A 15487-nucleotide genomic window follows, 5' to 3' on the forward strand; every position below is an offset into this window, starting at 1 on the left:
ATATATCCCTAATATCCAAACATTTACTACATCTCATGAACTACACGTTTAATATTAACAATTTTTAGAACTTTTAGTCCACAAAAAAGAACCGATTTTATCAATCGGCTCCTCTAAATACATATTGTTCTTTCGGCTGTTCAACTTTATTCCATTTCGTTACTTCTAACACTGGAATATTCGCATGAAACGGCTGATAAAATTCAGTTGAAATTTCTCCTTCCACCTGAATCCAATCATCATTTTTCCACTCTACACCTTCTGGTTTTTTAACTAACATACCATATACACCCGAATCCGCAACACAATGTATAATACCGAAACGGAATAAGAAATATTGTTCCTTTTTAGAAGAATCATCTCGGAAAACAAATCCTTTATAAGACAGGGTTTTACCAGTAAATTCACCAGGATAATTATAAATTGTCTCCATACCCTTTAAGAAATCTTCATCTTTTAAAGTGATATTGTCTTTCGTAACAAACTCTTTCTTCCCTTTTTCCATTACACCACGATATCCTTCTTTCCCGTAATAAATACTCGTATCCGGTCTTAAGAATTGTCTTGTCATAAATGGATCTTTACTTTCCGCTTGTGCAACAGGAAAGTGAAATCCCTTCGCCTTAACAATGTCCGAATCTAATGTTGCAATTGGGAAAAACAATCCTGAAATAATCGGAAAACAGAACAGAATATAAGAAAACGTTCGTTTCCACCATGTATTTTCATCTTTCGAATGATCGTGCCCACAATGGCTATGATCACAATTGCAATCATGTTTCTCTTTTTCCTTTTGATGCTCTTTCTGGAAAACGATAATAATTTGTATAATCGTTAAGAAACCTAAAATAATAGCTGCCGTTTTTGATAAATAGGCATACTTCATATTTATATACTTCGTAATGTTACCGGAAATATGAAGCTGTCCAATTAAAATTGTAAAACCTAATAATATATATGCTCGAAACATAACCTACCACCCCATCGCATAAATGAGTAGTGAGCTTGCATAAACAACAAGTGTAACTGTAACCGTCACAACAATTACAAATTTTGTTTTAAATGTCGCAAGCATCATAAACATATTTTTAATATCCACCATCGGTCCATATACGAGGAACGCGACTAGTGACGCTGTTGAAAATGTACTTTGGAATGAAGAAGCAATAAATGCATCTGCCTCTGAACAAAGTGATAAAATGAAAGCAAGTCCCATCATAACAGCTGATGAAGAAAACGGACCTTGTCCAATTGCAAGCAATGTTGAAGTTTGTACAAATGTTTGAACCGCAGCTGCAATTAACGCACCTAGCACTAAATATTTTCCCATTGAGAAGAATTCCTCAACAGCATGTGTACATACATCCCACATTTTTTTACGTAACGGACGCTTATGATTCACTTCTGGGAAGTGATCATCTCTTAATTGATGTTCTTTAAACATAAATGATAATATAATTCCAACGATAATTGCTACGATAATCGCCACAATAGAACGATACCATACCATGTGCATACTACTTCCAAAAGCAACATATGTTGCAAATAATACAACTGGATTAATAATCGGTCCAGTTAACATAAATGCAATTCCTGCATAGGGTGGAACCCCTTTTCCTATTAATCTTCTTACAATCGGAACAATTCCACATTCACACCCAGGAAACATCATACCTAAAAAAGTAGCTAATAAAACAGACAGAAATCGGTTCTTCGGCATCCATTTTGCCACCATATCTTCTGTCACAAACATTTGAATGAATCCTGAAATAAATACACCAATTAGCACAAATGGAAGTGCTTCGATTAATATTGAGATAAAGATTGTATTCATTTGCAGGAATGCTTTCGGTAATTGAAACAATTCCATGATGTATTTCCTCCAACTTTTCATTAACAATATGTAATTTTAACCCCATTTCATTATTTGAACAAGAGTTATACGGAATTCATAACCTTCATACACATTACATTTTACAAGTTATATTCTATTCCAAAATTGAGATTTCATAGCAAAAAAGCTGCGCTAACACAGTTTTATAACTATGCTAGCGCAGCTTTCCTATCATTAAAAGTAACGTTTCTTCCAAAAAACAAATGCTAAAGTGAAAGATAATGTTACACATATTATAAGTACAATTACAAAACCATGTGCTTCCCCTTCAAACGGAACCTTTACATTCATTCCAAAGAAACTAGAAACCATCGTTGGTAATGATAAAATGATTGTAATAGAAGTCAACAGTTTCATAACACTATTTAAATTGTTAGAAATAACCGAACTAAATGTATTCATCATTCCACTTAAAATGTGACTATATATTTCTGCCATTTCAATAGCCTGTTTATTTTCAATTAATACATCTTCTAGTAAATCTTGATCGTCTTCATACATTTTCAAAAATGTACTGTTTCGCATTAATTTTTGAATTACAATTTTATTTGCCTTTAATGATGTTGTAAAATAAACTAAACTTTTTTCAAGGCCGAGCAATGTGAAAATTTCTTTATTTTTCATCGACTTATTTAATTGGTGCTCTAAATCGATTGTTTTTCGATTAATTTGCTTTAAGTATCTTAAATAATAAGTAGAAATTGTATATAAGAGCTGAAGTGCGAAGCGCGTCTTTTTAAACGTATAAAATTCTTTAATACGTTGATTAATAAAGCGTTCAAAAATCGGATTTTCTTCTAAGCAAATAGTAACAAAACAATCTGGCATTACAATCATACCTATTGGAATCGTGTCATAAATTGAATTTCCTTCTTCATCATGTCTGACTGTCGGAATATCCACGATAATTAAAGTATTATTGTCTTCCTTTTCAATACGAGAGCGTTCTTCATCATCCAAAGGATCTTTAATGAAATCTAAGTCTACATTTAAAGTTTGTACTAGATACTGAATTTCTTCTTCTGTTGGATGAAGTACATTAATCCAGCAGCCCTTTTGCATTTCCTCAATCTCTTGTAGTTTTCCGTTTCGGTCTGTTAAATAAATATTTAACATACTATCACCCCGATTCTTTTTACATGTGGGAATCTACCTCACTTAAACAACAGTTTTTGAACCGCTATTTTCAGCATATGAAACAAACGATTAAATTTCAATAGAAAAATTATTTTGAAAACGTTTTTTTAAGAAAAATCTTGTAAACATAGAAAAAGACAGAGTGTTCTCTGCCTTTTAAAAAGCTTATGTTGCCTTTATAACATATTTAGAAAGCATCCACAAGTTAAAGCCGACTGAAATCGTATAGCCAGCGTATGTTGAAATGATAAAACTTACATAATCAAAATACGGTAGCAATACAATATTTAAAACTATCTTCACAGTTATTCCGATTACTAATCCTAGCACTGTTTTCTGTTGTTGATTAATTCCTTGTAACATGGCAGCGGTTACTGTAAACAGTGAGAATAGTATACAAGCAGGAGCATAATACTGCAAAATAGTACTGCCCATCTCTGGATCATTTCCAGCACCAAATAAAAGAGTATATACTGGTTTTGCTAAAACCATCATTCCAATCGCCGCCGGTACAGTAATTCCTACCACTAATAAATTTGTCCTTGTAAAGTGTTTATACAGTAGCTTCTCATTTCCCGCTGTATAAGCTTTCGTCATTTCAGGTACAAGGGACATACTAAAAGCCGTTGCAACAGAAACCGGGATAAGTACAACCATCTGAACAAGACCAATTATCGCATTAATCTTTTCAGCTTCTCCTTGCATATATCCTATTTGTATAAGTAACTTATTAATTGTAAATGTATCAATTGTCTGATACAACGGAATTGCTAAACCAACCACAACAAACGGTATTGAATATGTAAAGAGCTCCTTATATAACGAGAAAAAAGATTTCGTTGTTTGTGGTATACTTGCCATTTCTTTTTTCTTTAAGTGCCTTCTCCTCTTTACATAATACGCACTTAAAACCGTTAATCCACCTATAGCTCCCATAAATGCACCAAACGTTGAAATACCGACCGCTAGCGAAATAGACTCTTTTAAAACATATAAAACGACAAAACTTCCTATTAAAATGGTTAAGACCCGAAAAAATTGCTCTACAACTACACTTAGTGCAGAAGGTCCCATCGATTGAAATCCTTGAAAGAAGCCCCTTAATAAACTCATTACTGGTACAAGTATTAGCGCAAAACTTACAATTTGAATGTTATTAGTGACCGCCGTTATACTATTTCCGGTTTGATCATTTCCATCAATTACAAATTTAGCTAAATGTGGAGCTAATATATATAGTGTAAAACATGAAATAACTCCCATTATAAACATAAAAACGATACCACTCTTTAATACTCTTTTAACCGTATGATAATCATTGAGTTGATCATATTTTGATACCATTTTCGAAACGGCAAGTGGCAATCCCATCGTTGCAATACTGAGCATAATTGTATAAGGACGGTATGCATACGTATATAATACGTACCCACTCGTACCCACCATTGCTGTAAATGGTATAATATATATGAACCCTAACATTTTAGATATCATCGTTGCCATCGTTAAAAATATCGTTCCACGTAAAAACGGTGATCCTTTCATCACATTCCCCCGCTACGCTTTATTATTACACATTATGGACAACTCCTTTTTTTTAGAACCGAAACAATTAAAAAAAGCCAATGAAAAATCATTGACTTTAATGAGTTGTTTTTCTCTTTTTCAAAAGCTTTAAACCGAAGTATAAAGCAATAAAGAAAACCGCACCTATAATTATGTAATGTGTGTAATCAGATGCATATTCTTTAATATGTCTCCAATTTCCACCAAGCTTTTCTCCTAAATATATAAAAAGAATTGACCATGGAATAATCGCTACTACTGTATACAGTGTAAAGAGCTTTAACGGCATCTTTGCTAATCCTGCTGGAATAGAAATTGCATGACGTACAACTGGGATAAAACGTGCCGAAAATATCACTCCAGCTCCATAACGCTTAAACCAATTTTCTGCTATGTCTAAATGATGTTTATTAATAAGCAGATATTTCCCAAACCTCTCAACAACCGGACGCCCTCCGTAGTATCCAAGCCAGTATAAAAAGATTTGCGCTAAAGTACCACCGATTGTTCCGGCAATAACAGCACCGACAAAACTAATTTTTCCTTCTGCCACTAAAAATCCAGCATACGAAAGTACAATCTCACTTGGGATAATTTCAATCATTAAACCTAGTGCTACTCCAAAGTATCCTAGACTTGCAAAGAATTGCAATAACTGATCTATTATATTCGCTAACATATTCTTTTCTATCTCCTTTTTTCTTCACATCCCCTCCCATTATCACATAAAGATTGCCATCTGCCAATATAATCATGTGAATCTCTTCACCTAACTCATAGACTTTAAAGAAGACTACACTAGACTCTTTTTTGTTATAAGAATATGTACAACCCTTCATCAATATACCCTAAAAGGATACTTGATTCATTTAATTAATCAAGTATCCTTTCCTTATTTCGATCTTTCATAAACGCAAACATTTCTTTAATCTGCCATTCGGTATTTCTAGCAATCGATAAATTAGGCAATTCATTCTCATCAAAAAACTCCACATCTTCTGTTTCAATACTAGTTTTCTTTTCGCCACCAATAATCTTACAGCCAATAAAAATTTTATATACATGTGTTGCTGAAGGCGATGGTTGATGTTTTTCTTTATCAAATATAGCGAGTAGCTTAAAATCATCTACTTCATAGCCCGTCTCCTCTAAAACTTCTTTTGCTGCTACTTCTGTCGGCGTATAACCGATATCAGCCCATCCACCTGGCAATGCCCATTTCCCGTCACTTTTTTCTTTCACAAATAATAACTTTTCATTTTGAAAAACGACTGCTCTTATATCAACTTTAGGTGTTTGATAGCCTGTCCCACTTGCAAATAACTTCTCCACAACTTCCCAATCTGTCTTTGTGTAATGTGACATCATCGAGATGGAAATATCCCGTAATTGTTGGAAACGCTCTATATCATACACATCTTTGGAGTACGTTAAACCTGCTTGTGCTATTGATTGTATTTGTTTTACCCAATCAATCCATTTAACCGTCATTTTTACACAACCCCATTCTACTAAATATTATTTCACTTTTTTCTTTCTCTATCTTTAGTATACAAAAAAAGAGATTGATAATGTTTCAATCTCCTTCAAAATCATCCCAATTCATGAAGATGTTCTTGTATATATTTTCTCCTTTTATTTATATATTGAAAAATCATCTCAGCCTCTTGATTAAAAACTTCTATTTTCTCTTTCATATATGGATCCTGAAGTAAATATGGACGAATGGATGCACACATATTTTCTACTTTTGGTTTTATAAAGGATTCTGTAAATTGTAATTCTAAAATTTCTTCTAATATATTTCGATATTGCTTTCTAAAAACAGGTATATCTAACAATCTTGCACTTAACGTATTATATCCTTGAATGCGAATGTACTCATGATTAAGCGGTCTTCCTTGTACATCACGCCCCCAAGTCGCATCGTAATCCCACGGGATAACTTCAAATAAATTTGTCTCATCGTTATGATATAGTGCATAGTTATGAACGAAACCATCAAAGTTTTGCGTAAAAATAACTCCAGCTAACCATCGTAAATATTTATCTACATGTAGAAACTTCCCGATTTCTTTTTCATAATCTTCCCTCGACAAAGTATTCGCTTGAAATACAAATTCACTCAGTTGTTCTTCACTATTTTTATTCGAATATTTAAATTCATAACCCGCAAAGAGCTCTGTCTTAACATCTTTATCTCGCTCACTCATTAACGAAAAATTCGCGTCATCATCTATCGCATAATAAATAGAACCACTCGGCAACCCTCTACTTTTTAAAAAGTTTTCATCAACCGATTCTAACTGTAAATACACTCCTTGGATTTGACCATTTATTTTTATAAATACATGCTGTGACTTCGGTGAAAGTACCCCGATATCATTAAAAAAGTCTAGTGATAATTTGTTACGAATAAGAGATGGATCCATAAATTCAGAGTTTAAATGAAATTCCTTCACCCCTTGAAATTTTTTTGGCTTATAAAACTTAACATGATAAGACTTTTTCTCAAACTCACGAATATGAGCGCCTCGATAAACGATATCAATATCATACTTCTTTTTTCCATATGTCAACTTTGCTGGCACTGGGCTATCTGACCAAATATCTTTTTTTAATTCCACTAAGTACATTGGATGAATAAAAAAATCATATGAAGGTAGCATATATTCTCATCCCTTCTCTGTTCTCTTCATTCAATGTATGCGCCTTGTCTTGTCCATACATCCGCTATCATCTATTTATATAAAATTACACTCTTGTCCTGTTCAGAAAGAAGCCGAATCTCATATCATGTTAAGGAAAAAGAATACCTTTTCAATTTAAAACTCGATAAGGAGGATTTCTATGAAACGTGATATTAGAAAAGCTGTTGAAGAAATCAAAAGTGCTGGTATGGAGGATTTCTTACACCAAGATCCAAGTACTTTTGATTGTGATGATGATAAATTCTCTCATCATAAATGTACAACAGGACGTAAATGTACAACAGGGCATAAATGTCCAAGAACAAGATGTACTCGCGTGAAACATTGTACTTTCGTTACAAAATGTACTCATGTAAAAAAATGGACATTCGTTACAAAATGTACTCGTGTACGCGTTCAAAAATGGACATTCGTTACGAAAGTTACTCGCAGAAAAGAATGCGTTTTAGTTACAAAACGTACTCGCAGAAAACATTGTACTTTCGTTACAAAATGTGTTCGCTTTGAAAAGAAATGTTTCTGGACAAAACGATGTTGCTGTAAAAAATGTGTATTTTTCCCTCATAGCCATCATGGCTCTTGCGATGATTCCTGGGATCATGGTAAGGACTGTCACGATGACGGACACAAATGGGACGATTGCAAAGATAGCAGACACAAGTCTTCTTCTTGCAAGAATAAAAAATTCGATCACTTCTGGTATAAAAAACGTAATTGCTAGTTTTTTATGTCCACCAAAAAAAGGTCGCTTTGCGACCTTTTTTACGTTTACTGAAAATGACTTATATCTGCAAATTGTTTTACTTTACCAAGATCTTCATCAAATTCAATCACACTAAGACTCGCGCTATGCATAAATGGCTCTCCCCATACATGTTCAATTTCAAGACCTGCAAAATGTCCTACAAGTAGTTTCCCTGCTGCAGCATGGGAAACAATTAAAATATTTTCACCTTTATGCTTTTCTAAAAGAAAGTGTATCCCTTCAATTACTCTTTTATGAACGGCCGCAAAGTTTTCTCCCGATGTTGACTGAAAAAGATTTGGTTCATTCCAAAATAAATGTACTTCTTCTGGATATTGCATTTCCAAATCGGCAATTGTTTGCCCTTCCCATGTCCCCATATTTATTTCATAGAAACGTTCATCTGCTATAATTGGAATATTGCGTTCTCCTTTAATCAATTCAGCAGTATGAAGCGTTCTTTCGCTTGGACTACTATATATGGCATGGAGTGGTAAATCCTTCATATGCTCCCCTAATTGTTTCGCTTGTATCATACCATTCTCTGTTAATGCTGAATTTTTTCGTCCTTGCATCCGCCCTGCTACATTCCATTCTGTCTCACCGTGCCTTGTTACATATACTGTTGTCTTCATTTCACATGCCCCCTTACCATTTCGGCCGCGATTCCCACGGCTCTACTCTCCCTACAATCCATTCTGTGCATTTACTTTCAATTCCTTTTATAACTCCGTCAGCTATCTCTTCATGAGTAAGCCACCTTGCATATGTATCTTCTAAAATAAACCCTAATATAACTCTATAATAACTACATAATGCCCCGCCTATTTTTTGTGACTTCGTACGTGATGCACTACTACCTAATATATGAAATAAACTGTACTTTTCCGACGACAATTCTACCTCATTACAAATGAATCGTAATGCATGCTTAGCACTCGAATGTACCCATGCGACAACTAATGTAATTGGACCACTTTGTTCAATTGTATTTGTAATAGATTGCTTTACATCATCGTCATTTTGATAATCTAAAGAAAGGCACCTAATATTTCCCGGTATAGAACTCCCTTGCTTAACATTTTCCAATTTCGTACTATCTCGTCCAATAATAGAAACATGAAACCCTTGATCACAAAGCCACATAGAAACTTTCTTTAGCATTCCTGTTCCACCAATTACAAGTGCATGCAACTTCTTTCCCCCTTAGTAAAATGTCATATGAGGTTTCTCATCTCTATAATAATTTAGACGGTCTTGCAATGTCCCTGAATGAAACTCAAATTTATGACCATCTGGATCTTGAAAATATATAGATTCACAATCTCTCATATCTCGTTCTCTGCTCTTTAAAATATGAACTTCATTTTCTTCTAATCGCTTTAACAAACAATTAAAGTCTTCTTGTTCAACAGAAAACGCAATGTGCGTATAAGATTGATGAATCTCATTTCTTGGAATATGTCCCTCTTCATTAAGTGCTAACCACACTCCGCATATGTTAAAATACGCTAGTTTTCTCCCTTTAACTAATAACTCTCCTTCTAGTACTTCTTCGTAAAACACAATAGATTTTTCTAAATCTGAAACTGAAAAACAAAGATGATTGATTCCCCTTAACAACTATAGCTCCTCCTTATACAATAAAAGATGAGCGAAAATTCACTCATCTTTTATTGTACTATTTTTTTGTAATATACGCCCATTTATAACTAAAGTCGCCACCGAACGTATGGTTAGCAATACCATTTACATACGTCTTCTCTAAGTAAGCTGTACTTTGTTGGTACGTAGGAGAGATTGCAGCATCTTGACCAATTAAGATTTTTTCAGCTTCTGCAAGTGCTTTCCAGCGTGCTGCGTCATCTTTTAGTAGTTCTCCTTTTGATTTTGCTACTAAATCATCGTACTTCGGATTTGAATAATCCATTTCATTAAATGAGCTTCCAGTAACGAACATATCGATGTACGTCATTGGATCTGGATAGTCTGGGCTCCATGCAGATAACGAGAATTCATATTGTAATTTCTTTTCTAAATCTAACTTCTGCTTATATGGTTGTTGCTTCAAATTCACTTTAATACCAGGTAAGTTTTTCTCTAATTCTTCTTTAATAAAGTCGCCCACTTTTTTACGACTACCGTTATCATCATTTAGTAATTCTACTGTAATTGTATCTTGACCAAGTTCTTTCTTCGCTTCTTCCCACAGTTTTTTTGCTTTCGCAGCATTATCTTTACTGTCACGGAAATTTTTATTTACAGTACGGAAGTCTTTTCCATCTGGTCCTGTCGTAAACTTTTCAGGTACTAAGAAATACGCTGGCAATGATCCATCATTCAAAATTACATCCGCAATTCCTTTTTTATCGTACGCTAAATCAATCGCCTCACGAACCTTTTGATTTTTAAACGTTGCATTTTTTTGATTAAAACGTAGGAAATACATACGTGGGTCTAGCTTCGTTTTAAATTCATCTGGTTTATTCTTTTTATATTTGTCTACAAACTCAGAACTTAAAATGACACGGTCTGCTTGATCACTATCATATAAATTTACCCCAGTACTTGTCTCTTTTACTATACCCACATTAATTTCTTGTAATTTTACAGCATCTTTATCCCAATAATTTGGGTTTTTCTTTAACTGGTAACTTTGTTCATGTTTCCATTCACTCATTGTAAATGGTCCATTGTACAATAATTTATCTGCTTCTAATCCGTATTTATCCCCTTGTTCTTTTACATACTTTTCATTTAATGGGAAGAATGTAGGGAACGAAGTAAGCTCAAGGAAATAAGGTGCTGGTTGCTCTAATTCTACTACCAACGTTTTATCATCCTTCGCTTTAACACCTAATTGATCCGACGGTACTTCTCCTTTATTTACTTTCTGTGCATTTTTCACATCAAATAAAATAAATGCATATTCTGCTGCTATTGCTTTATCTAATGTACGTTGCCATGCATATACAAAATCTTGTGCTCGAACTGGATCACCATTTGACCATTTTGCATCACGTAATTCAAATGTATATGTCTTTTTATCTTCACTAATCTTCACGTCTTTGGCCATACCTGGAGTTGGTTTATTATCTTTATCTAGACGATATAATCCTTCCATTGCATTTACAAATACACGGAAAGATACAGAATCTGTTGATTTAGATGTATCCATTGAAGGAATTTCAGCTGTTTCTAGCAAATTTAAAACTTGTTTATCTGCCATTCCCTTACTTGATTCTTTCTTCGTTGTCGAAGCCTTCTCCCCATTCCCACATCCCGCAACCAGTACACTAGTCGATAACGCAAGTGCAGCAATTGTTGTTGTCTTTCTCTTCATTCTTCCTTCCCCCAATCTATATGTATAAGTTAAAACTTGTATAATATATTTTATTATACAAAAAATTCTGATTATTTTAAATGTTTATTTTCATAAAAAGAAAAAAAGCGGTCAGAAATTGCTTTCCCTCCGCTTTGTTGAATAGCATTTACTTGCAATCCATCCTCTATTTCAAACGGATTTTGAACCTTGAATATTTCTTCCATCATCTTCAAAAACTCTTCTTCATTTTTAGATTCACCATTAATCGTAAGGGAATATGGCTCAATTTCACTCAATTTATAATCAACAATAAATTGAATTGTAACTTTTTGTCTTGGCATCCCTGGGCTGTATCCTTGAAATTCTACTAATTCCATACCTTCCGAACCACGATAATATATCCACCCTGAATTTTTAAAATAGCTTTCAAACGATTCACCTATCGAAAAGAACGGATATTCATAAAGCGAACTTGTACGTACTTTTTGTATAATATCTCGATCAGTCGGAAAAAAGAAATGACTGAAAATAATACTAGCAACTGCTAAAATAGTAACGATTGTTGCTCCCATTTTACTCGTTCCACCGCTATCACGGATCAGATAATTTTCAACCGATTCATCTTTAATTCCCCGTGCTTTTATTCGATATATACGCCTTTCCGCAAATTGATAATATAATCCATTTGCAAAAATCCCCATCCCAAATAGAATGAAAATGAGTAATAAAAACGTAAGAGGCACCATATTAATGATTGGCAATGCTACGTTGAACCCCATATAATAAGAAAATGCATCACATGCTACTAATAACAGTATAAATAAAGCAGCAGGTAAGTAATACTTACGATATCCAAGCCAACCTACATTAAAAATAGCAGCCCAACCATTCCAGCTCCACCTAGCAATTCGCTTATTCTCAAGCTCCCATTTTCTTTTGTAATATGGATATTGTCTCCCTACATATACTTCTAATTCTTTGTCTATTAGCGAGCTTTCTTCACCTTGTTCATTATGCAAGTTTCTTTGACAATTCGCACAATTCAACTGATCATTAATACAAGGTCGCCCACAATTTATACATTTCAAAACAATCCCTCTTTCCATCCATACTTCATTTTAAAATGCCTTCATGCTTCAATAACCACTCTTTCCTCCATAAACCACCCGCATACCCAACAAGTTTTCCACTCTTTCCTATTACACGATGACATGGAACGATAATTGAAATTGGATTCCGGCTATTTGCCCCTCCTATCGCCCGTACAGCTTTCGTATTACCAACCTTCTCCGCAATATCTAAATATGAAGCACTTACGCCATATGGTACAGTGTAAAGTGCATCCCATACATTCTTTTGGAATAGTGTTCCTTCAGCAGACAAGGGAACTGTAAACTCTTTTCTTTCTCCTTTAAAATATTCATCCAGCTCATTTATACATTGATCTATCATTCCATTTGTATTTTCTTCTTGTCTTTCATCAACAAATATAACAGACGTAATTCCTTCTTCGTTCGCTGTAATTTCTAACAAACCTAATTCACTATCATAATAAGCCTGGTACATATGTCATCCTCCAATTCATTACATATCATTTATTGTAACACGAATAGACGAAATTTTTCGTATAAGCGTTTTATTAGAGAAACAAAAAAGAGAATGATAAAATGTAAGAAAATTCAATTAAGTAGCATATTAACATCGCAACTGGTGCGGTAGGATTAATTACAACCGGATCACAAACAGAGCAAATTTTTATCGGACGCGAGTTACTTCCCAAGAATAGCAGCCAATAAACTTGGCTTTGAATCAAAAGAACCATATCAGTACCGACGAGCACCCGGGAACATTAAAACTAATAAATAAAACCGAGAAGTTATTCTTCTCGATTTTATTTATTTTATCTCTATAATATCGTTTGAACTATAAATATGAATACCAGATTCTTCGCGCAGCGCTGTTATATACATTCCTTTCGCCACATCTTTGGCTGAAATTGGTTTATATTTTTTAAAAGCCCCTTTAAATATAAATGGAAGAATACGAGATAATTTCTCAGCCATTCTTTCACCAAAACGATATTCTTGTCGATTTCCTACTAATAATGACGGCCTGAAAATATGTATGCCACCAATAACTAGCTTTTTCAGCTCCTCTTCCATTTTCCCCTTCACTTGCGAGTAAAAGAAAAGTGATTTAATATTTGCTCCCATTGATGAAATAACAAGAAAATTTTGCACGCCTTGTTTTTCAGCTAAGCAGGCAGCTCGCAATGTATATTCATAATCTACTTTTTTAAAATTCGCCTTCGACTTCGCTTTTTTTATCGTTGTTCCTAAACAACTAAAAACATCATCTACTGCAAAAAATTCTTTATATTCCTCTAATACTGAAAAATCCACCTGTTTCTGCTGCAATTTCTCATGCTGTAATTGTAATGGTTCCCTTACAAAAATAGTAACCGAATCGTAGTAATCTGAGTCAAGTAATAGACGCGTTATTTCTTGTCCAACTAATCCACTTGCACCAAGTACTAACGCTGTTCGTTCATTCATATATATGCATACCTCTTTATTTACTTTTCTCTCCTATAGCTAATCGTCGCTAACTGGAGTTTCCGTTCCCCCATTTTACCATAAGTAAAGCACTATGCGTATGTATAGTGCTTTACTTACTCTTTTTTCTTTTCTTTTTCTTCCGCTGGCAATTTCGTAATTGTTGTAGCATCTCCTAAATTACTTATTAATCTCCTTAAAAAAATTAAAACAAAAGATAATGGCAAAACAACCGCAAGTATTAATAAGATAGCTTCCATGAAGTAACCCAAGCGCTCATCCCCTTTTTTCTGCTCCCTCCCAATATATGAAAGTAACATTGTCACATATGCACCAATCATAAAAATTAATACCTTTCTTTTTGACAGATTTATTACAAAATCAAATCGTAATGATTATTATTTATTGCAACTTTCATAAAGATGTATTATACTAGGTTCGCAAACTAAAACGTAATTATTCCGTTTTGTATTAAACCGATATTTTCTTCTTATATTTGGAGAAAATATAATTGTAAAAAAGAAAAGAGGAGAATTATATGCCTAAAAAATTAGCTCTATTTTCATTTATACTTATTTTCACACTCATCTTTGCTGGATGTTCTAACAACAAAGATAGTGCAGCGAAAAAAGATGGGAAACTTTCTGTTTATACAACCATTTTCCCACTCGCTGACTTTGCAAAAAAAATCGGTGGTGATTATGTAAATGTAGAAACAATTTACCCACCTGGTGCGGATTCTCATACATTTGAACCAAGTCAAAAGCAGACTGTACAAGTGGCGAAAGCCGATTTATTTGTTTATAACGGCGCAGAATTAGAACCATTTGCCGAAAAAATGGAAAAATCATTAAAAAAAGAAAACGTAAAAATTGTAAATGCATCTAAAGATATCGAACTTCGTGCTTCATCTGAAGAAGAGCAGCACGATCATGGAGACGGTCATAAAGAAGATGAACATCATCACGATAAAGACCCACACGTTTGGATAGACCCTACTCTTGCGATGAAACAAGCAGAAAAAATTAAAAATGCACTTGTAGAATTACAGCCTGAACATAAAAAAGAGTTCGAAAAAAACTTTGCAGCACTACAAACAAAATTTACTGATTTAGATGATCAATTTAAAGCAGTTGTTGCAAATGCAAAAACGAAAGAAATATTAGTTTCACACGCAGCTTACGGCTACTGGGAACAACGATACGGTTTGAAACAAATTCCAATCGCTGGAATTTCAGCATCTGATGAACCATCTCAAAAGCAGCTTGCTGACATTACAAAAACAGTAAAAGAGCACGGTCTACAATATATTTTATTTGAAACATTCTCTACTCCAAAAGTGGCATCAGTTATTCAAAAAGAAACAGGTACAAAAATTTTACGCTTAAATCACCTTGCTACTATTTCTGAGGATGATGCAAAGAACAATAAAGATTACTTCACATTAATGGAAGAAAACGTAAATACTTTAAAAGAAGCAACAAACTAATCAACTATATTTTCTAGGCAGCTGAATATGTCATTCAGCTGCCTTTTTATGTATTTATCCTTGAC

Annotated in this window: 17 protein-coding genes and 1 pseudogene; 3 read left to right on the forward strand and 15 right to left on the reverse strand. The window is 33.9% G+C overall.

Annotated elements, in window-relative coordinates:
• Positions 1-100: 100 nt before the first annotated feature.
• From MKX77_RS14265 to cotH, 7 genes are all read right to left on the reverse strand, one after another.
• Entirely contained in the window at positions 101-970 is an 870-nt protein-coding gene (locus MKX77_RS14265; protein WP_341306995.1) for a TIGR03943 family putative permease subunit, read from the reverse strand.
• A 3-nt stretch (positions 971-973) separates the two neighbouring features.
• Positions 974-1870, reverse strand: coding sequence for a permease (locus tag MKX77_RS14270; protein WP_002118586.1), 897 nt, complete (start codon positions 1868-1870; stop codon positions 974-976).
• 198 nt (positions 1871-2068) lie between these two features.
• Positions 2069-3010: a magnesium transporter CorA family protein gene (locus MKX77_RS14275; RefSeq protein ID WP_000932386.1), complete on the reverse strand. Its 942-nt coding sequence runs from the start codon at positions 3008-3010 to the stop codon at positions 2069-2071.
• A 186-nt stretch (positions 3011-3196) separates the two neighbouring features.
• Positions 3197-4576 (reverse strand): putative polysaccharide biosynthesis protein, encoded by a 1380-nt coding sequence (locus tag MKX77_RS14280; RefSeq protein ID WP_341306996.1) that lies wholly within the window; start codon positions 4574-4576, stop codon positions 3197-3199.
• 97 nt (positions 4577-4673) lie between these two features.
• The gene (locus MKX77_RS14285) at positions 4674-5276 is read right to left on the reverse strand and encodes a DedA family protein (RefSeq protein ID WP_016104621.1); all 603 of its coding nucleotides are present in this window, start codon (positions 5274-5276) and stop codon (positions 4674-4676) included.
• Positions 5277-5470: 194 nt separating this feature from the next.
• Positions 5471-6088, reverse strand: coding sequence for an NUDIX hydrolase (locus MKX77_RS14290; RefSeq protein ID WP_341306997.1), 618 nt, complete (start codon positions 6086-6088; stop codon positions 5471-5473).
• A 101-nt stretch (positions 6089-6189) separates the two neighbouring features.
• The gene (gene cotH / locus MKX77_RS14295) at positions 6190-7266 is read right to left on the reverse strand and encodes a spore coat protein CotH (RefSeq protein WP_341306998.1); all 1077 of its coding nucleotides are present in this window, start codon (positions 7264-7266) and stop codon (positions 6190-6192) included.
• Positions 7267-7447: 181 nt separating this feature from the next.
• Between cotH and exsB the strand changes: the two genes are divergently transcribed.
• A complete protein-coding gene (gene exsB / locus MKX77_RS14300) occupies positions 7448-8029 on the forward strand; it encodes an exosporium protein ExsB (protein ID WP_341306999.1) in 582 nt (193 codons plus the stop codon).
• Between the two features lie 47 nt (positions 8030-8076).
• Here exsB and MKX77_RS14305 read toward each other — a convergent pair whose 3' ends face one another.
• From MKX77_RS14305 to MKX77_RS14330, 6 genes are all read right to left on the reverse strand, one after another.
• Positions 8077-8688 carry a phosphoserine phosphatase 1 gene (locus MKX77_RS14305; protein ID WP_341307000.1) on the reverse strand — a complete coding sequence of 204 codons (612 nt, stop codon included), beginning with the start codon at positions 8686-8688 and terminating at the stop codon, positions 8077-8079.
• Between the two features lie 13 nt (positions 8689-8701).
• Positions 8702-9247, reverse strand: coding sequence for a short-chain dehydrogenase (locus tag MKX77_RS14310; protein WP_341307001.1), 546 nt, complete (start codon positions 9245-9247; stop codon positions 8702-8704).
• Between the two features lie 12 nt (positions 9248-9259).
• Entirely contained in the window at positions 9260-9676 is a 417-nt protein-coding gene (fosB, locus tag MKX77_RS14315) for a FosBx1 family fosfomycin resistance bacillithiol transferase (RefSeq protein ID WP_341307002.1), read from the reverse strand.
• Positions 9677-9734: 58 nt separating this feature from the next.
• Positions 9735-11396 (reverse strand): peptide ABC transporter substrate-binding protein, encoded by a 1662-nt coding sequence (locus MKX77_RS14320; RefSeq protein WP_341307003.1) that lies wholly within the window; start codon positions 11394-11396, stop codon positions 9735-9737.
• A 71-nt stretch (positions 11397-11467) separates the two neighbouring features.
• Positions 11468-12466 (reverse strand): DUF2628 domain-containing protein, encoded by a 999-nt coding sequence (locus MKX77_RS14325; RefSeq protein ID WP_341307004.1) that lies wholly within the window; start codon positions 12464-12466, stop codon positions 11468-11470.
• 25 nt (positions 12467-12491) lie between these two features.
• Positions 12492-12944, reverse strand: a complete 453-nt coding sequence (locus tag MKX77_RS14330) for a methylated-DNA--[protein]-cysteine S-methyltransferase (protein WP_078181209.1) — start codon at positions 12942-12944, stop codon at positions 12492-12494.
• A gap of 125 nt (positions 12945-13069) precedes the next feature.
• Between MKX77_RS14330 and MKX77_RS14335 the strand changes: the two are divergent.
• Positions 13070-13244, forward strand: a pseudogene (locus MKX77_RS14335) (NADPH dehydrogenase); the annotation flags it as partial.
• A gap of 29 nt (positions 13245-13273) precedes the next feature.
• Here the strand turns inward: MKX77_RS14335 and MKX77_RS14340 are convergent.
• Positions 13274-13933, reverse strand: coding sequence for an oxidoreductase (locus MKX77_RS14340; RefSeq protein WP_341307005.1), 660 nt, complete (start codon positions 13931-13933; stop codon positions 13274-13276).
• A gap of 116 nt (positions 13934-14049) precedes the next feature.
• Positions 14050-14274 carry a hypothetical protein gene (locus MKX77_RS14345; RefSeq protein WP_215570250.1) on the reverse strand — a complete coding sequence of 75 codons (225 nt, stop codon included), beginning with the start codon at positions 14272-14274 and terminating at the stop codon, positions 14050-14052.
• A 197-nt stretch (positions 14275-14471) separates the two neighbouring features.
• Between MKX77_RS14345 and MKX77_RS14350 the strand changes: the two genes are divergently transcribed.
• Positions 14472-15422: a metal ABC transporter substrate-binding protein gene (locus MKX77_RS14350; protein WP_002031461.1), complete on the forward strand. Its 951-nt coding sequence runs from the start codon at positions 14472-14474 to the stop codon at positions 15420-15422.
• The last annotated feature ends 65 nt before the right edge of the window (positions 15423-15487 follow it).

Source organism: Bacillus sp. FSL R9-9410 (genome assembly GCF_038050385.1).
GTDB lineage: Bacteria > Bacillota > Bacilli > Bacillales > Bacillaceae_G > Bacillus_A > Bacillus_A cereus_U.